Here is a 17,920-nt window from a genome sequence, read left to right as displayed (position 1 = left end):
TAATCAATTTAATACTTATAACGACGTCCCATTCTGTTTCTACAGAATGGGATTTTTTTTGAATCCAGCAATAAAATTACTGTCATTTGGTCAGTTATCTGCTTACTGAAGCCAGGTCTGCCGTGAAATTCCAATTCCTCATTACATTTTGTAATTAGTATCACTTTCTAAGAAATTATATTTTCGTTTAAATAACTCCGTTTGAAAATTGTAAGTAAATATCACTAAATGTGGGTATTGTAAGACATAAAGATTGTCTATACTTTTATATATGTTGTTAGCGTACTTATTATTAGACTTAAAAACTAGCCAATAATTTATTAAATGAAAGCTATCAATTTTATAAACTAAAATTATGAATTTTTTTTCGATTCATATGGAAACCATAAATTCAATTTAGATTTGGGAGTAAAAATACATTTCGCCGTCATTTTATTTAGTCTTTTTTTTATGAGTGCTGTCCATTCCCAACAAGGAAAAGTAGATTTAGCTTTTAATACCTTTGATGATGGGCTTCAAGGCGATGGTTTTGACAATACAGTCAGGACCGTTTCTTTACAAACAGATGGCAGATTGATTGTAGGAGGAGATTATTTGAATTTTAATGGCGCATCAACTCCGTATCTATGTAGATTGTATTCAGATGGTTCTAAAGATACTTCCTTTGGATTAGGCACAGGTTTTAATAACAAAGTGTATTGTTCTTTACAGCAGCCGGATGGGAAGATAGTTTTAGGCGGATCTTTCACTTCTTTTGATGGCTCAACTGTAGGACGATTAATTCGGCTGAATAGCGATGGTTCCCATGATATCACTTTTAATACTACAATAGCCGCAAGTACAGGGATAGTGCATAGTGCTGCTTTGCAAACTGATGGAAGCATAATCGTTGTAGGTAGTTTTACTAAATACAATGGGGTAAATGCTTATCGTGTAGCCCGAATTTTATCAAACGGATATTTAGACACTACTTTTGTAACCGGAACTGGCGCAAGTGGGCTTGTACAGGAAGTAGAAATTCAAGCAGATGGAAAAATAATTTTAGCAGGATCATTTATTTCATTTAATGGGACTAGTTGCAACGGAATAATCAGATTAAATAATAACGGAAGTGTAGATGCTTCTTTTGTAATTGGAACAAGTTTTAATGATGATATTGCTGCGCTTACTATACAATCCGATGGGAAAATTTTGGTTGGGGGTGATTTTACCAGTTTTAATGGGGTTTTATCAAATAGAATAATTCGTTTAAATACTGATGGATCTATTGATACTGCTTTTACTTCTGGTATAGGATTCAGTAATGGTGGAGTAGATGTTATTAAAGTAAATTCTGTGGGTGCTATTATGGCTGGCGGCTCATTTACCGGAACTTATAATGGAACCGATGTAAATCGATTGGTTTTGTTGGATTCTAATGGAGTAATCAATCCAATGTTTGATATTGGGTCTGGACCAGCAACTGCAACTGTGTATGCTTTGGCTGAAGATTTAGATGGCTCTTGGTATGTAGGCGGTTCTTTTTCTGTTTTTGATTCCCAAAATCAAGGAAGGCTTGTCAAAATTGATGCTGTTGGAACTTTAGATATTGGTTATCTTACTGCTGGTGTAGGTTTTGATAATTCAGTTTTAAAAATTATTCCCTTACCGGATAATAAAACGATGGCTTTTGGAAGTTTTTCCAAGTTTAATGGAACGAATGTAGCAAGGATTACTAGATTATTAGAAGATGGAGCATTAGATGCGACTTTCAATATATCAGGTTCTGGCGCTGATGGAATAATTAAGAATGCGGTAATTCAGCCCGATAATAAAATCGTTTTTGCAGGGGCTTTTACAAGTTATAACGGAGTTTTTGCAAATAGGATAACAAGAATTTCATCGGATGGTTTAATCGATCCAACATTTAATATTGGAACAGGCTCAAATAATCAGATTTATGCATTGGCGCTTCAGCCCGATGGAAAAATAATAATCGCTGGAAATTTTACAAATTACAATGGTATTTTGGTTAATAGAATTGCTCGGTTATTGTCTGATGGAACTCTTGATTCCAGTTTTAATATAGGTTTGGGTGCAGATGCTATAGTGGAAGCGGTTTTATTGCAACCGGACGGGAAGATAGTTTTAGGGGGGCGGTTCTCAACTTTCAATGGGATTTCTTATAATCGGATGGTTCGTTTGAATACGGATGGAAGTATAGATTCAGGATTTTCTATTGGTGCTGGTTTTGATAAATATGTATATACGATTGCTATACAATCCGATAATAAACTGATTGTTGGCGGGAGGTTTTTAAATTATGCAGGCGCTTCCGCAAAAAGAGTTCTCAGACTGAATAGTAATGGCAGTTTAGATACTTCTTTTATAACAGGAACGGGATTTAGTAGCGGAGAAGTTAGAACAATTTTGGTTCAGCCAGACGACCGACTTTTGTTAGGCGGTACTTTTTCCGGAACTTATAATGGAATTGCTGTCAAACGTATGGCCCGATTACTCGCTACCGGAGTTTATGACGATACTTTTTCAGTGAATTTAAATAGTACTTTGTATAGTATTTGTTTTACTCCAAATAATAAGGTAATGATTGGCGGGAATTTTAACTCGGTTTCTGGTATAACCAAACATCGTGTGGCTCGAGTTAAACTGTGTACGAATAGTTCCATTTGGAACGGGATTGCTTGGAGTAATGGATTGCCTTCGGCCGAAAGGACAATTACTTTTAATATGGATCATCTGTTCTTGACTTCTGTAAACGCATGTTCTTGCTCTATCAGCTCAGGAAATACGGTAACAATCCCGAATGGCAACACACTGGGATTGGTTTTTGAATATTCAGGCACAGGGACATTAGTCCTCGAAAATAATGCAGCTCTTTATCAATCCGAAGATCAAATCATTAATACAGGGAGTATTCAGCTAAAAAGAAAAACAACACCTATCCTTAAAACGGATTATACGTATTGGTCTTCACCAGTTTCAAATCAAAAATTAATTGATGTATCTCCTTTCACACTTTCAGATAAGTTTTATTCTTTTAACGCATCTGCAAATGAATGGCACAACGAAACGCCAACAAATGTAATGGGTATAGGGAATGGTTACATCATCCGGGGACCTGAGAGTTTCTCGACAATAATTCCAGCTATTTATGAAGCTGCTTTTACAGGAGTTCCAAATAACGGAATAATGGCTATTCCAATTGCAACAACCGATACTTCAAATCTTATAGGAAATCCATATCCTTCAGCAATTGATGCCGATGTTTTTATAACAACAAATGCAGGAGTCACTGATGGAACTATTTATCTCTGGACGCATAATACGCCTATTACAAATAATGTGTATACCTCCGATGATTATGCTGTTTATAACTTATCAGGAGGAGTTGGAACTAGTGCCGCTTTAAAATTGGGAGTAAATAATACTAAACCAGATGGTAAAATTGCTTCTGGTCAGGCATTCTTTGTAACGAGTACCAATGGTGGTGGGACTGCTATTTTTAATAACAGTATGCGCATTGTTGGAGATAATACAAGTTTTTTCAAATCGGGTTCAATAAAAAAACAGAATCAGATAAATAGGGAGAAAGACCGAATTTGGTTGAATCTATCCAATAGTCAAGGTGCTTTCAAGCAAACTTTAATAGGTTATATAGAAGGAGCAACTAACGATTATGATACTAGTTTTGATGGGGAAAGTTTTGATGGGAATGAATACATAGATTTTTATAGTATTAATCAGGACAAGAATTTAGTAATTCAGGGAAGGGCTTTACCATTTCAGCAAACAGATGTTGTACCGCTGGGTTATAGCACTACTATTAAAGGGGTTTTTACAATAAATATAGATGCCGTTGATGGCTTACTTTCCAATCAGGCTGTCTTTATTGAAGATAAGTTAAACAATACAATCTTTGATTTAAAAAGCGAAAATTATACTTTCAATACAGAAACGGGAATTTTTAATGATCGCTTTGTATTGCATTATACTGATAAAACTTTAGCTACGGATGAATTTGAAATAGATAAAGAATCAGTTGCGGTATTCAATAAAAATAAACAATTACAAATAAATTCAGCTACAGCAGTGATAGATAAAGTTATGATATACGATTTGTCAGGAAGAAAAGTATATCAAAAAAACAATATAAATGCCGTCAAATTTCCTGTGCTTAATTTGGTTTCAAGCCAACACGTTTTACTGGTGAAAATTGTATTGCAAAACGGTCAGACGGTTGCTAAGAAAATTATTTATTAAAATAAAAGGGAAACAAAAAAACACCATCTAATACAGCAGATAGTGTTAGTCGTATATTTAGAAAAGTCTATTTTTCTTTAGCAGATGCTTCAAGATTTCTGTCTATTGTATGTCCTGGTCTCGACCATTTTGGTTTTTCGCCAAGAGGAGCAAATTGAGAATCTGCAGCTTCAACCGTTTGTGGTTGAGAAACTTTTGTAAATGGTTTTTGAGGATTCAAACCTAACATTTCAAACATTTTCATGTCTTCATTTACATCAGGATTTGGGGTAGTTAACAGTTTATCACCTGCAAAAATAGAATTGGCACCGGCAAAGAAACACATGGCTTGTCCCTCGCGGCTCATGTTCATTCTACCTGCTGATAGACGCACTTGAGTTTCCGGCATGATAATTCTGGTGGTAGCTACCATTCGTATCATTTCCCATATTTCTACTGGTTTTTCTTCTTCCATCGGGGTTCCTTCAACAGCAACCAATGCATTTATTGGCACTGATTCAGGTTGTGGATTTAATGTAGAAAGTGCTACAAGCATTCCTGCTCTGTCTTCGATACTTTCTCCCATCCCGATTATTCCACCACTACAAACAGTAACATTCGTTTTACGAACATTCTCTATGGTTTGCAAACGGTCTTCAAATCCGCGTGTTGAGATTACTTCTTTATAATATTCTTCTGAAGTGTCTAAATTGTGGTTGTAAGCATATAAACCTGCTTCTGCCAAACGGTGTGCCTGGTTTTCAGTGATCATTCCAAGTGTACAGCACACTTCCATATCCAGTTTGTTTATGGTACGAACCATTTCAAGAACTTGGTCAAATTCAGGACCGTCTTTTACATTTCTCCAAGCCGCTCCCATACAAACACGAGAAGATCCGCTTGATTTTGCGCGCAAAGCTTGTGCTTTTACTTGACTTACGGACATTAAATCATTGCCTTCAATTTCGGTATGATAACGGGCAGCTTGTGGACAATAGCCGCAATCTTCCGGGCATCCACCAGTTTTTATTGACAATAAGGTCGAAACTTGAACAACATTGGGGTCATGATGTTCTCTATGAATTGAAGCTGCTTCAAAAAGCAAATCCATCATAGGTTTGTTATATATTGCGATAATTTCGTCTTTCGTCCAGTTATGTTTTGTAATGCTCATCGATACGATTTTTTGATGCGCCAAAAGTAGTCAAATTGTTCTAAAGAAGCAATGTAATAGCCTTGAAAAACCAATTAGAAACAATTTAATGGCTAAAATTAATCCGTTGCATGGCGGTTGTTCCAATATAACATTAATAACATGGTAACAATTACTGAAGATGCGATTCCTTCAAAAAGCAAACAAATGGAATAAGTGTTGACGGATGGATTTCCGCCAAACAAAAAGGTTTTGGGCAATGATTTTACATAGGAACCACCATTCATGGAACTGTAAATAACTAATCCAATGATGCTTAAAAATACTCCTATGAGTGAAGTGATCATTGCCGAAATAGCATTAGCAACAAAATTTTTTTTGCCTTCTGCGAGATTCATTTCGATGGTCCTGTTTACGCCATAAAAAACAAAAAATACATTAATGAGGCGCAAATAAAATACATCGGCGAATCCCAATGCATTCATTAGCAAAAAATAAACTCCAATTCCGATGAAAATAATACATCCGTTCAATAATTCTTTTGGTAGTTTCATGCGCTAGTTTTTAAAATTTAAAAATAGAATACATGTTTGAATTAAAAAAGGTATGTCTTTTTTGAAATCGATACAAATCAGTAAAATTTTGATTTCTTATTGATTTAATTTTGGTGTTTATCGGAAGTATAACGAGTGTCCCAATACAACATTAGCATAAATGTTACAATTACGGCTGATACGATTCCTTCGAAAAGCAAAGAAATGGAATAGGTCATCACTGATGGATTTCCTCCGAATAAAAAAGTTTTTGACAATGATTCCACATAGGAATCACCACCTTTTGAAAAACTGTAAATGATTAGTCCAATGATGCTTAAAAACACCCCTGTGAGCGATGTGATCAATGCTGAAACAGCATTTGAAACAAGAATTGTGTTACCTTCTGCAAAATTTGCTTTTAAGGTTCTGTTGGTTCCATAAAATACAAACAAGATGTTAAATAGGCGTAAGTAAAGCACGTCGGCAAGACCCAAAAGCTCCATTGACAAAAAGTAAAGTCCAATTCCGATGAAAATAATAAATCCGTTGTAAAATTCTTTTGGCAGTTTCATATGATTAGTTTTTAAAAAAGTTAAAAATAATACCGCTATGATAAACAATACATTATGTATCAAATTTACAGAAAATATGACAATATTTTATGAAATGTGTTAAAAAATAATTTATGAAAAATCTAAATTTTATTTAGATAGGCTATCGCAGTTTTTTTGTCTTTTTCAAGTTGCTCTTTTAAAAGTGCAACAGATTCAAATTTTTGCTCTGAACGAATTCTGTGTAAGATAGAAACCCTTATTTTTTGATTGTATAAATCTTCATTGAAATCAAAATAATGGATTTCTATAGATTGACTTTCTCCATCAACAGTAGGGTTGAATCCAATATTCATCATACCAAAAACGGTTTTTTGATTGATGGTGCTTTTTACAATATAGACCCCGTTTTGTGGGATAAGCTTGTAGTTTTCTTCGATTTTTAAGTTAGCCGTTGGAAAATTTATAGTTCTTCCCAATTGTTTTCCTTTGATAATAATTCCGGTCAGAAAATAATCGTATCCTAAATAGTTATTGGCCAAAGCCATATCTCCTTCTAATAAAGCTTTCCTGATTTTGGTAGAACTCACGGAAATATCATTTATTTCCTGAACGGATATTTGCTCCACTTCAAAATCATATTGTTTTCCAAAAGCTATAAGATCGTCAATGTTAGCAGTACGATTTCTTCCAAAACGGTGGTCGTAACCAATAATTATTTTTTGGATATGAAACCGATCCACAAGAACAGTTCTCACGAAATCTTCGGCAGTTAATCTGGAAAAAGTTTCATCAAAAGGATGGATGACAAGATTTTCAATGCCTATTTGTTCCAATAAGTCTATTTTTTCGTCTATGGTATTGAGTAGTTTTATGTCAGAATGTTCCTGTAAAACCATTCTGGGATGAGGAAAAAAAGTAAGAACTAAACTTTCGTAATTCTCATTTTTAGTTTTTTGAATTACTCTCTCCAGAATTTTTTTGTGACCAATATGAACTCCGTCAAAAGTACCCAAAGTTAGGATTGTTTTTTTTGTGGAACTGAAATCGTTTATAGAATGAAAAATCTTCAAAGCAAATATTTTATAATAGTGCAAATTTATACTATCTATTTTAAAAGTAACGGTATGAGGAATTGATTTTCGATAGAATTTAGCGTGGGATTCTAAAAAAAAGGGATTAAAAACCAAAAAGCGATATATTGAAACTAATATTTCATTTAAAATATTAGCTAATGGATCCATACATTAACATAAATGCTTTAATTTTGAAGTACAAATATTTTCAAATCATGAAAAGAATTATACTATTCTTTATAATTGTTCTTTCTAATTCAACCATCCATGCTCAAAATGGCTCTCCTTGGAAAAGAATTAATCAAGATATGGTTGGTGTTTCAGATAGAAACAGTGCGAAGCCAAGTGCTGATAATCAATTGTTATTCAAATTAGACGAAGTTGCTATAAAACAATCTTTGGAGCCACTTCAGAATAAAACAGCCAAGGAAAACAGAATCGAAATTGCTGTTCCAAATAGGAATGGTGTTTTAGAAAAATTTTTGGTGTGGGAGTATTCTAATTTTGAACCGGAATTGCAAGCTAAATATCCAGATATACGGGCTTATGCCGGTATTGGAATTACAGATCGTAATGCGTCACTTTATTTCAGTTTGTCACCCAAAGGAATTCAGACCATGATTCTAAGAGGGGACAGTGGATCAGAATTTATTGAGCGGTATTCTAAAGACAAAACGGTTTATGTTCTTTTTGAGGCTAAAAGCAGAATTAGAGGAAGTTTGCCTTTTAGTTGCAAAACTGAAGATGTAGCTTTAAACAAACAGTTACTAAATAAAACCGGTAAAATTTCAGCGAGCAACCAAGTTTTTAAAACTTTAAAGCTTGCTTTGTCCTGTACGGGTGAATATACTGCTTATTTTGGGGGAACTGCAGCTGGTGCTCTGGCCGGAATGAATGCAACCATGAGCAGAGTGAATGGTATTTTCAATAAAGATTTGGCCGTAAAATTAAGCATTATCGCAAATGATACCGATATAATTTATACTGATGCCGCTACCGATCCATATTCTACAGTGGTTGATGAAGCTCCAGTAGAGTGGAGCCAAGAAGTACAGACCACTTTGACTACTGTTATTGGAAATGGAAATTATGATGTAGGACATTTATTTGGTGCCACAGGTAGCGGTGGAAATGCTGGCTGCATTGGCTGTGTGTGTGTAAATCCTACAATTGATAATCCTTTAGCAAAAGGGAGTGCTTATACTTCACCAAGCGATGCGAAACCAGAAGGTGATGCGTTTGATATAGATTTTGTAGCTCATGAAATGGGGCATCAGCTGGGTGCAGAACACACCTTTTCATATGTCCTTGAAGGTTCTGGAGTTAGTGTCGAGCCAGGAAGCGGTTCTACGATCATGGGGTATGCAGGAATTACTACAAATTATGATGTTCAAGCTAATTCAGATGATTATTTTACTTATGTAAGCATTAAACAAATTCAAGATAATCTTTCTTTAAAAACTTGCGGAACAAGTACACTAATAAGTAATAACCCTCCAACGATTAGTGCCGGTTTAGATTATACTATTCCTAATGGAACAGCTTTTAAGTTGATAGGAACGGGTTCTGATGTTGATGGTAATACTATTACTTATTGTTGGGAACAAAATGACACGGCTACCGCAACGAGTGGAGCAAATAGTGTTGCTTTCTCAACTAAATTAGATGGCCCGCTTTTTAGATCTATGTATCCAAGCAGTTCCCCAATTCGCTATATGCCTGCTTACAGTACGGTGTTGTCTAATAAATTGACTACGACTTGGGAATCTGTTTCTACTATTGCGAGAACACTCCATTTTACCTTAACCGGCAGGGATAATGCGGCTCTTGGAACAGCACAAACCAATACCGATGAAATGATTGTAAATGTAAGCGGAACAGTTGGTCCATTTGCAGTTACGTCACAAAACACAGAAAATTCAAGTTGGTTTCAAGGAACAACACAAACGGTAACTTGGAGTGTAAATGGTTCAAATGCTTTGGTTGGATCAACAAATGTGAATATTAAGCTTTCTACGGATGGAGGGCTGACTTTTCCTACAATATTGGTTTCTAATACTCCAAATGATGGTTCTCAAACAATCACGGTTCCAAATATTACAGCAAAAAATTGCAGGATTTTAATTGAGCCAACAGGGAATATTTATTATGCTGTAAATGGCAAGTCATTTGCAATTGGATATTCGATTACTTCTTCTTGTGCTACTTATACTTTTGCAGCTCCTTTCTCCATACCGGAATCGCAGACTTATACCTCTAAAACAATTAGTGTTCCTAGTACAACTGGAACTATAGCAGATGTAAATTTTGCAGTAGGTCTTACCCATTCGTATTTATCAGATGTGCAAATAGAGGTGGTAAGTCCGCAAGGGACTACTGTGAAATTATTTGAAAGAAGTTGTGCAGCTATGAATAGTAGTTTGTCGTTGAATTACGATGATTTGGGAGGTTCGCTTGTTTGTGGAACAACTACCGCTCAAACTGTATCTCCATTTGAACCATTAGCGACTTTTAATGGGGAAAACCCTCAAGGTATTTGGACTTTTAGAGTTCGTGATGCTTATACAGGAGATACTGGTACATTGGATTCGGCATCAATAACTATTTGTACACAAACGTTTACTTTAGCGACATCTGATTTTAAAATTACTGATGTTGTCTTGTATCCAAATCCCAACAAAGGTAATTTTAACTTAAAATTTACCAGTGATTCTACTAGTAGAATAAAAGTACTAGTGCACGATTTGTCAGGTAGAAAAATTTTCGAAAAAGAATATGGAATTCAACAAAATTTCAATGAAAATATCCAATTGAAAAATGCTCAACCCGGACTTTATTTATTGACAGTGATTGATGGAGATAGGAAAGAATCGAAAAAAATAGTGATTGAATAATCAAAATAGAATTTACTAAAAAAGGGAAACGTGATTATGTTTCCCTTTTTTTATTTTCCATTAAATGTGGTCATGGTATTTTCTAATCCTGCAGTTCCAAAAGATTTTATAATCTCTGAAGCTAATTCTAATCGCTCCGGAAGTGCCGTTTTTTCAGCATCGTCCCAGTCGCCAAGGACATAATCAACTTGTTTTCCTTTCTTGAATTCGTCGCTAATCCCAAAACGAAATCGGGTGTAGTTCTGCGTATTCAGGACAAGATTGATGTTTTTCAATCCATTGTGTCCGCCATCGCTTCCTTTTGGTTTGATGCGAATAGTCCCAAAAGAAAGATTCAAATCATCTGTAATGACTAAAATATTTTCCAAAGGAATATTTGCTGCCGTCATCCAGTATTTAACGGCTTTTCCGCTCAAGTTCATATAGGTATTGGGTTTCAAAAGTAAAAAGGTTCTTCCCTTGAATTTATATTCGGCAAGGGAGCCCAGTTTTACGGTTTCGAAGTTGATTCCTTCTTTTCTGGCAAAGAAATCGACTATTTTAAAACCGATGTTGTGTCTCGTGTTTACATATTCGGCGCCAATGTTGCCGAGTCCAACTATTAAAAATTTCTTCATACAATCCGTATTGTCTTCTATTTTTGTTGATGAGAATAAATTTGAAATCCATTTTATCATGCTGCAAAAATAGACTTAATCTGTTAATTAAGGAAACTTGTGTGTTGGAAAATGTTTTGTGGGTAGCGGAAGAGGCCACCCCGCCCGTTGGGCACCCCTCCAGAGGAGGGGAATGCGCACGACTTCCCCTCCTCTGGAGGGGTGCCTGCAAGGCGGGGTGGTTTTTTTGCCAATCTTGTAATAATCCCAAGAACAAAACCATAAAACCCAATTAGCCCCGATGGAAGGGAAAATCCTTTTTTGAGGCGATTTTTTTTCGACTCAAAAAAGATTGGAATGACAGTGGGAAACCTATTTCCTAAAAAGCCTAATCTTTCGCTACTATTCAAAAAAAAAGCACCAGTTTTACAACTGATGCTTTCTTGAATGATTGAAAAAATATTATTTTTTCTTTCCTTTTGCAGGAGCTTTCGCTGCTTTTGCTGCTTCTTGAGCTGCTTTCATAGCCGCACGAGAAATTCTTACTTGAGCAACAACAGTGTTGTCAGGGTGAATCAATTTGTAGTTGTCAGAAACAAGTTTCGTAACGTACAATTTGTTACCCATTTCAAGTGGAGTAATGTCAGCTTCAATAAAATCCGGAAGATTTTTTGGTAAAGCTTTTACTTTAAGTTTACGAGTGTTCAAGCGTAAAACACCACCAGCAAGAACTCCTTTAGAAGTTCCAACCACTTTTACAGGAACTTCCATAGTGATTTCTTTGTCATCAAATAATTGAAAGAAGTCAATATGTAAAATCTTGTCAGACACCGGGTGAACCTGAATGTCTTGTAAAACAGCGTTAAATGATTTTCCTTTTCCAAGATCGATCTCAACTGTGTGAGCGTTTGGAGTGTAAACCAAGTTTTTGAAAGCCATAACTTCTGCTGAGAAATGAACTGCCTGATTTCCTCCGTATAATACGCAAGGAACCAATCCAGCATTACGTAAGGCTTTAGTCGCAACTTTGCCCACGCTTTCTCTTTCTGATCCTTTAATTGTAATCGATTTCATTGTAAAAAAATATAGTTATTAAATAATATTCATGCTTTAGGCAATAAGCTTTATGCTTTATGCGAATGTAGTAAACTTAAGGCTTAAAGCCTTTGGCATAGTGCCACTTATTACATTATAAATTTTCCACTAATGGAATTGTTGTGGTGCACCATGTGCATAACTTCAGCAAAAAGAGGTGCACAACTCAACACTCTTATTTTGTTTGATTCTTTCTTTAATGGAATAGAATCGGTAACTATTAATTCGCTCAATTGCGATTTTTCTATTTTTTCGTAAGCATCACCTGATAAAATGGCGTGTGTACAAATGGCTCTTACGCTTAATGCTCCTTTTTCGATCATTAAATCTGCGGCTTTCGCCAAAGTGCCTCCGGTATCAATCATGTCATCCACTAGGATTACATTTCGGCCTTTTACCTCACCAATTAATTCCATGGTGTCAATAATGTTTGCCTCTTTTCTTTGTTTGTAACAAATAACTACGTCAGATTCTAAGAATTTAGAATAGGCATAGGCTCTTTTTGAACCACCCATATCTGGTGAAGCAATCGTCAAATTATCTAAACCTAAACTTTCTACATAAGGTATAAAGATAGTTGAAGCAAAAAGATGATCTACTGGTTTTTCAAAGAATCCTTGAATTTGATCGGCATGCAAATCCATGGTCATTACTCTTGTTGCGCCTGCAGCATCTAATAAATTAGCTACTAATTTAGCTCCTATCGGAACTCTTGGCTTGTCTTTTCTGTCTTGTCTAGCCCAACCAAAGTAAGGAATTACTGCAGTAATGTGTCTTGCCGAAGCCCGTTTTGCAGCATCAATCATCAGTAACAATTCCATCAAATTATCTGCAGTTGGAAAAGTAGAACAAACAATAAAAACGCGTAAACCTCTGATAGACTCTTCGTAAGAAGGTTGAAATTCGCCATCGCTGTATTTAGCCATGGTAATTTTGCCTAACGGAATTCCGTATTTCTCAGCTATTTTTTCTGCAAGATAGACACTTTGTGAACAAGCAAAAATTTTAGCTTCTGGTTCTAGGTGTGACATTTAATTTGTTGTTTTTATTCCGCTACGCTCCATACAATTCGGCTTTGTCATTCTTTTAAAGCCGGATGTTTGTATACGCCTCGGGTGTAGTTAGTTGTGTGTTCCGTTTTTAGCGAGGTGCAAATTTATAAAATTTATTCAACTCTGAAAGGAAAATTTTAAGTATTTTTAGTTGAACATTTAATATTATTTTTTACATTTGCACCGTGTTAAAGGAATTGATGGTTGATTTAAACACAATCACATCTTTTATTGCGTTGAAATAACTGTCGTTATTTCATGTCTAGCTAAGCCCGGATGGCGGAATTGGTAGACGCGCTGGTCTCAAACACCTGTGGGAAACCGTGCCGGTTCGACTCCGGCTCCGGGTACAAAAACCGCTTCGAAAGAAGCGGTTTTTTTGGTTTTTGGTTTTTGTTAAATTTGACATAAGTATTTGCAAGTGTGTAGAGTAGACAAACGAAATAATAGATTGTTGCGTAATGATAATAGTCTAATAAATCGGGGTCGATTATTCGAACTATTATTGTTAAGTTCTGAATAATTGATGAAATTACCCCAATTATTTTCTTTCTCCTTTTTATTTTGCAGGTTTTTTGTAATTGATGTTTGGGATTGAAGTTTTTTTGAAAATCTTCTAAAATAATTTTTACGCCTTTAGTAATCTCGCTTTGTAGTTGTTGAGGCGTTGTTTGAATGAATTGAATTTGTTGCATATCTTTTTTTTAAATGATATGCAAATGTTTAAATACGGTCGTACTATGAGAAGTACGTAATTGTACTTTTTACGGTACGTTAACGATGTTGTTGTTTAAACCATTCTAATGCAGTTGCGTAATGGATTTTTCGGTCAAGGTTTTCTACTTCTTTTAAAGTTTTTATTTTTCCTAAATCTTCTTTTTTGTATGTTTCGAAAAACCAAGTTTTAAACCGTTCCGGTCTTTGGTGGATAAAATCATCCTCGTACATTTTCCGGTAATAATAATGAATCTCACTTAAACGCCCTTTTTTTCCAATGGGCTTAACATATTCCGATAAAATATCTTCAAACAGTTCAAAACCATTATTGGAAAAAATAGGTTCATGTTTTGGTTTTAGTATATCTATTTTATCTTGAACTAAATTTTCTTTTAATATATTAAGAAAATTTATGCTGTCAGTAAAGGTATTTGTGTTATTTGAGTAATCAAGTTTTAAACAATTAGTTATCCAAATGCTAATTGCATCTTTTTGTTCTTTTAATGGTAACATCTCAATGCTATTAACAAATGATAGAGTTCCTTTTCTTTCTAGCGAATTTATAACTGCAGGTAAGTTGTGCTTGATTATCCTATCTTTTATTGTAATGTCGAACAATGGTTCTCCACTATTTGGAGGATTAATTGTTTTCATCAAAACCTCGTAGCGAGAGGTTAAAGAATATAAGATTGCTTTTATCTTGATTAAATCAGTATCAGAATAAGAACTAATTGAATTGTTTTTAAACTCTTCAAATTTCGCATCCACATTTTTTAACAGACCACAATGTTTTAAGTAAGCAGCTGTATGGTTTAGTAATTTTTCATCTGTTATATAAGATATTATGACACATACATAGCGGAGTCTGTCAAGATTATCGAATTCAACACCAGAATCATTATAGATTACTTCTTTAGTTTCAATATAATATTTTAAAGTAAGGAAAATACCCTTATTAGGGTAATTGTTTTCTCTATTGTCAATGTCAATTTGCTCTATATCTTTATTAATCATTTTGAACTTTTTAAATGCCTTAATTACAATATTTTTTTATCATTTCATAAGCTTGTTCATCGCCTAATTCTCCTGCTTTGCTTAAATCTAAGCATCCACTGTTTTTTTGTTTTAATTTTACTTTGACGAGCCCTCTTCTGTAATAAGTATAAGCGTAATTTGTGTCTAGTTCTATTGCTTTAGTGTAATCTAATATTGCGCCCTGATAGTCTTTTAAATCCTCCTTTGCGCTTGCTCTTAAGTGATAAGCCCCTTTAGTAGGAGTAATTGATATTGCCTTCGTATAGTCTGCTATTGCTCCTCTATAATCTTGCAAATAGTACTTTGCATATCCTCTATTTTTGTACGCATTTCCATTATTAGGGTCAATTGCTATTGCCTTGTTGTAGTCGGTTATTGATCCTCGATAGTCTTCTAAATCACTTTTACTGTCTCCTCTCTTGCGATAGGTTTCAGGATTATTTGGGTCAATTTCTATTGCTTTTGTGTAATCTAATATTGCACCTTGATAGTCTTCTAAATTGGTTTTTGCATTACCTCTATTATGATAAAAGGCTCCAAAGTTTGGGTTAATTTCTATTGCTTTGGTGTAATCATCTATTGCACCTTGATAATCTTCTAAATTGGCTTTTGCAATTCCTCGGTTATTATAGTTACTATCGTTATTTGGGTTAAGCTCTATTGCTTTATTAAAATCAGCAATTCCGCCTTGATAATCTGCTAAATTAGCTTTTGAGTTTCCTCTAATGATATAAGCATAATCGTCATTAATGTTATAAGGATTATCTTCATTAGGGTCAATTTCTATTACTTTGGTATAATCAGCAATTGCACCTTGATAGTCTTCTAACTTATCCCTTGTGTTTCCTCTGCCATAATAAGCAAAATCATTACTAGGGTCAATTGCAATTGCTTTGGTAAAGTCAGTAATTGCACCTTTATAATCTTTTAGATAAGACTTAATCCATCCTCTTTTGGAATAAGCAATATTATTATTAGGATCAATCTCTATTGCTTTATTAAAATCGGCTATTGCACCTTGAATGTCTTCAAGTGCAACTTTTGTAGTTCCTCTTTTGGAATAAGCATCAGTGTATTTTACACCCATTTCTATTGCTTTAGTATAATCTGCAATTGCACCTTTGTAATCTTCTAGGCTGTCTTTTACAATCCCTCTCTTGTAAAACTCTTCACTTGTCTGGCTGTAGCCATTTGCAATTGTATTTAAAGTAAGAATTAATAATAATATTTTTTTCATAATGTTCATATTTTACCTCTCTATTTAGTTTCCGAGTAACCTATTTATATTTAATTATCAATTTGTATTTCATAGGTTTTTCCGTCTTCTCCATCGACATTTGCATTTCCATCTTCATCAATATCAGCAGCTGATATATGATCCTGATCTAAATAGCCATCATTTGGAAAGTTTATTTGGATTACTTGACAATCTTCAACATCTACATCTAAAGTGTAAGTAGCTGAATATCCCGTTTCCGGATTGTTGTACCCAACAGTTGCTGAATAAGTTCCGTCAGCTAAACCGCAACCTGATGATAATGTGTTAGTTTCGATATTTGTTTCATCAATATTTTCGTTAGAAATGTCTTCATTGTCAACTTCCCCATCATATGTGTTAACAGAGGAGTTTGATACATCGTTGTTTTCACTATCACTTTTTGTTTTTGCCGAGCAAGAAAATAAAAGTAAACTTAAAATGAATAAAAGAGATAATTTTAAATTCATAGCACCGTTTTTAAATTATTAAAACCAAATGTAGCCTATTGATAATTATTTGCTTTGAGGTTTTCCGTAAAACCAACAATATTTTGGTAATTTATTATGTTTGAAGTATGCAAACCCTCTGGTGCTCGTTTGCAACGAGTACCCACTTACTTTAAAAAAATAAAACAGAGCGTTTGCAACGCCTGCTGTTTTAGGCTTTTGCCAATGCTTCTGCAACACATTGTTTTTTTATCTTTCTTTAATATTTAAAATTTGGTAAGATAGAAAAAACAATAAGTTGCACCCAACGCTCAAAAGCCTAAAACTGCCCCTAGCTAAGTTACATAATAAGTCATTATAGTGCAGAAAAATCACCATAAACTTATTATGTAAAATATCCCTTTCCAACGCTCAACTTCGAAACCCACCACTTCTGCCAACGCACTACGATTGTTAATTATGATATTCAATCGCCATATCAGGCTATGATTATTAAAACCGAAGATTGCCCAATGCTCCTGCCACTCCTTTAAATCTTCGTTCTTTAATAACCACATAATTAAAGACAATTGGAAAATGGTTTTAAATTTTTTTAATTTAATTTCAATTGATAATTGCCTTTTATATTCCGGCTATAAAAACTCCCTTTCGAATCTGCTTATTTTAAATGTTTTCCCATAAAATATAAAAAAAATGCATTCTTTGCGGGAAACCGTAAGGAATGCATTTTTTTAGGATTTAGTTTTACCCAAACTTAAATTAAGTATTATGAAAATACACTTTTATTCAAGGACTTATAATATTTGTGCAGTCTTGTTTGTTTAAAACATTTTTCTTGCCAACAAGTGATTCTGTTTTTGTTTTTTATGGAATATTATCAAAAGCAAATAATTCAGAAGCTTCAATTTTTAAAGTTTTGGAAATAGCATATAAGGTCGTAACCGAGGTATTAATAACACCTCTTTCAATTCTGCTGATTTGAGAAATTTCAACACCTAATTCATTTGCAAGTTGCTCTTGGGTTAATCCTTTTGCTAAACGAAGTTTTCGGAGGGTATTTCCAAACTCAATTAAAATGATTTTTTTATCCAGTTTATTCACAGAATAAAATTCTATTAATAAACTTATTTCAGTATAAGCATATTTGCCTATATTTGCAATAAATAAAAAAAATCCTAATATTTTAAAATAACTCTTAACCCAACTTGCAGGATTGAACGGCAATAAAGGTTAATTATTTGTTAAACAAGTCATTTTTTCAATAATCTTTGT

Annotated in this window: 13 protein-coding genes and 1 tRNA gene; 3 read left to right on the top strand and 11 right to left on the bottom strand. The window is 34.3% G+C overall.

Annotation, left to right across the window (positions count from 1 at the left end):
* Positions 1 to 450 precede the first annotated feature (450 nt).
* Positions 451 to 4,260, top strand: coding sequence for a T9SS sorting signal type C domain-containing protein (locus FNW38_RS03635; RefSeq protein WP_144064986.1), 3,810 nt, complete (start codon positions 451 to 453; stop codon positions 4,258 to 4,260).
* A 67-nt stretch (positions 4,261 to 4,327) separates the two neighbouring features.
* On the opposite strand, the gene bioB is transcribed toward FNW38_RS03635, so the two are convergent.
* The 4 genes from bioB to FNW38_RS03615 all read right to left on the bottom strand — a co-directional run bounded on the left by bioB (position 4,328) and on the right by FNW38_RS03615 (position 7,552).
* Complete coding sequence (bioB, locus tag FNW38_RS03630) at positions 4,328 to 5,413, bottom strand: biotin synthase BioB (RefSeq protein ID WP_143387225.1); 1,086 nt, start codon at positions 5,411 to 5,413, stop codon at positions 4,328 to 4,330.
* 98 nt (positions 5,414 to 5,511) lie between these two features.
* Positions 5,512 to 5,946 carry a hypothetical protein gene (locus FNW38_RS03625; protein WP_143387224.1) on the bottom strand — a complete coding sequence of 145 codons (435 nt, stop codon included), beginning with the start codon at positions 5,944 to 5,946 and terminating at the stop codon, positions 5,512 to 5,514.
* Positions 5,947 to 6,050: 104 nt separating this feature from the next.
* The gene (locus FNW38_RS03620; RefSeq protein ID WP_143387223.1) at positions 6,051 to 6,500 is read right to left on the bottom strand and encodes a hypothetical protein; all 450 of its coding nucleotides are present in this window, start codon (positions 6,498 to 6,500) and stop codon (positions 6,051 to 6,053) included.
* A 122-nt stretch (positions 6,501 to 6,622) separates the two neighbouring features.
* The gene (locus FNW38_RS03615) at positions 6,623 to 7,552 is read right to left on the bottom strand and encodes a bifunctional riboflavin kinase/FAD synthetase (RefSeq protein WP_143387247.1); all 930 of its coding nucleotides are present in this window, start codon (positions 7,550 to 7,552) and stop codon (positions 6,623 to 6,625) included.
* Positions 7,553 to 7,713: 161 nt separating this feature from the next.
* Here FNW38_RS03615 and FNW38_RS03610 point away from each other — a divergent pair, with 161 nt between their 5' ends.
* Positions 7,714 to 10,449, top strand: coding sequence for a zinc-dependent metalloprotease (locus FNW38_RS03610; protein WP_235890145.1), 2,736 nt, complete (start codon positions 7,714 to 7,716; stop codon positions 10,447 to 10,449).
* A 50-nt stretch (positions 10,450 to 10,499) separates the two neighbouring features.
* Here FNW38_RS03610 and pth read toward each other — a convergent pair whose 3' ends face one another.
* The 3 genes from pth to FNW38_RS03595 all read right to left on the bottom strand — a co-directional run bounded on the left by pth (position 10,500) and on the right by FNW38_RS03595 (position 13,171).
* Entirely contained in the window at positions 10,500 to 11,126 is a 627-nt protein-coding gene (gene pth / locus FNW38_RS03605) for an aminoacyl-tRNA hydrolase (protein WP_143387222.1), read from the bottom strand.
* Positions 11,127 to 11,507: 381 nt separating this feature from the next.
* Positions 11,508 to 12,119 carry a 50S ribosomal protein L25/general stress protein Ctc gene (locus FNW38_RS03600; protein WP_143387221.1) on the bottom strand — a complete coding sequence of 204 codons (612 nt, stop codon included), beginning with the start codon at positions 12,117 to 12,119 and terminating at the stop codon, positions 11,508 to 11,510.
* Positions 12,120 to 12,229: 110 nt separating this feature from the next.
* Positions 12,230 to 13,171 (bottom strand): ribose-phosphate pyrophosphokinase, encoded by a 942-nt coding sequence (locus tag FNW38_RS03595; protein ID WP_143387220.1) that lies wholly within the window; start codon positions 13,169 to 13,171, stop codon positions 12,230 to 12,232.
* Positions 13,172 to 13,462: 291 nt separating this feature from the next.
* On the opposite strand from FNW38_RS03595, the gene FNW38_RS03590 reads away from it, so the two are divergent.
* Positions 13,463 to 13,542: transfer RNA gene (locus tag FNW38_RS03590), tRNA-Leu, on the top strand.
* Positions 13,543 to 13,966: 424 nt separating this feature from the next.
* Here FNW38_RS03590 and FNW38_RS03585 read toward each other — a convergent pair.
* The 4 genes from FNW38_RS03585 to FNW38_RS03570 form a co-directional block, all read right to left on the bottom strand.
* Entirely contained in the window at positions 13,967 to 14,923 is a 957-nt protein-coding gene (locus FNW38_RS03585) for a hypothetical protein (RefSeq protein ID WP_144064985.1), read from the bottom strand.
* Between the two features lie 19 nt (positions 14,924 to 14,942).
* Positions 14,943 to 16,181, bottom strand: a complete 1,239-nt coding sequence (locus FNW38_RS03580; RefSeq protein WP_185963072.1) for a tetratricopeptide repeat protein — start codon at positions 16,179 to 16,181, stop codon at positions 14,943 to 14,945.
* Between the two features lie 50 nt (positions 16,182 to 16,231).
* Positions 16,232 to 16,669 carry a hypothetical protein gene (locus FNW38_RS03575; protein WP_144064983.1) on the bottom strand — a complete coding sequence of 146 codons (438 nt, stop codon included), beginning with the start codon at positions 16,667 to 16,669 and terminating at the stop codon, positions 16,232 to 16,234.
* 843 nt (positions 16,670 to 17,512) lie between these two features.
* Entirely contained in the window at positions 17,513 to 17,749 is a 237-nt protein-coding gene (locus FNW38_RS03570; RefSeq protein WP_185963071.1) for a helix-turn-helix domain-containing protein, read from the bottom strand.
* Positions 17,750 to 17,920 lie beyond the last annotated feature (171 nt).

This window comes from Flavobacterium gawalongense (assembly GCF_007097265.1).
In the GTDB taxonomy this organism is placed as follows: domain Bacteria; phylum Bacteroidota; class Bacteroidia; order Flavobacteriales; family Flavobacteriaceae; genus Flavobacterium; species Flavobacterium gawalongense.
The sequence above is the reverse complement of the archived record's forward strand: the minus strand, read 5'-3'. Positions and strand labels throughout refer to the sequence as shown.

What these genes read in the sequence shown, in the direction of transcription:
- FNW38_RS03635 (WP_144064986.1), top strand. Translation starts at nt 451, where the DNA reads ATGAGTGCTGTCCATTCCCAACAAGGAAAAGTAGATTTAGCTTTTAAT.
- bioB (WP_143387225.1), bottom strand. Translation starts at nt 5,413, where the DNA reads ATGAGCATTACAAAACATAACTGGACGAAAGACGAAATTATCGCAATA.
- FNW38_RS03625 (WP_143387224.1), bottom strand. Translation starts at nt 5,946, where the DNA reads ATGAAACTACCAAAAGAATTATTGAACGGATGTATTATTTTCATCGGA.
- FNW38_RS03620 (WP_143387223.1), bottom strand. Translation starts at nt 6,500, where the DNA reads ATGAAACTGCCAAAAGAATTTTACAACGGATTTATTATTTTCATCGGA.
- FNW38_RS03610 (WP_235890145.1), top strand. Translation starts at nt 7,714, where the DNA reads ATGGATCCATACATTAACATAAATGCTTTAATTTTGAAGTACAAATAT.
- pth (WP_143387222.1), bottom strand. Translation starts at nt 11,126, where the DNA reads ATGATAAAATGGATTTCAAATTTATTCTCATCAACAAAAATAGAAGAC.
- FNW38_RS03600 (WP_143387221.1), bottom strand. Translation starts at nt 12,119, where the DNA reads ATGAAATCGATTACAATTAAAGGATCAGAAAGAGAAAGCGTGGGCAAA.
- FNW38_RS03595 (WP_143387220.1), bottom strand. Translation starts at nt 13,171, where the DNA reads ATGTCACACCTAGAACCAGAAGCTAAAATTTTTGCTTGTTCACAAAGT.
- FNW38_RS03585 (WP_144064985.1), bottom strand. Translation starts at nt 14,923, where the DNA reads ATGATTAATAAAGATATAGAGCAAATTGACATTGACAATAGAGAAAAC.
- FNW38_RS03580 (WP_185963072.1), bottom strand. Translation starts at nt 16,181, where the DNA reads ATGAAAAAAATATTATTATTAATTCTTACTTTAAATACAATTGCAAAT.
- FNW38_RS03575 (WP_144064983.1), bottom strand. Translation starts at nt 16,669, where the DNA reads ATGAATTTAAAATTATCTCTTTTATTCATTTTAAGTTTACTTTTATTT.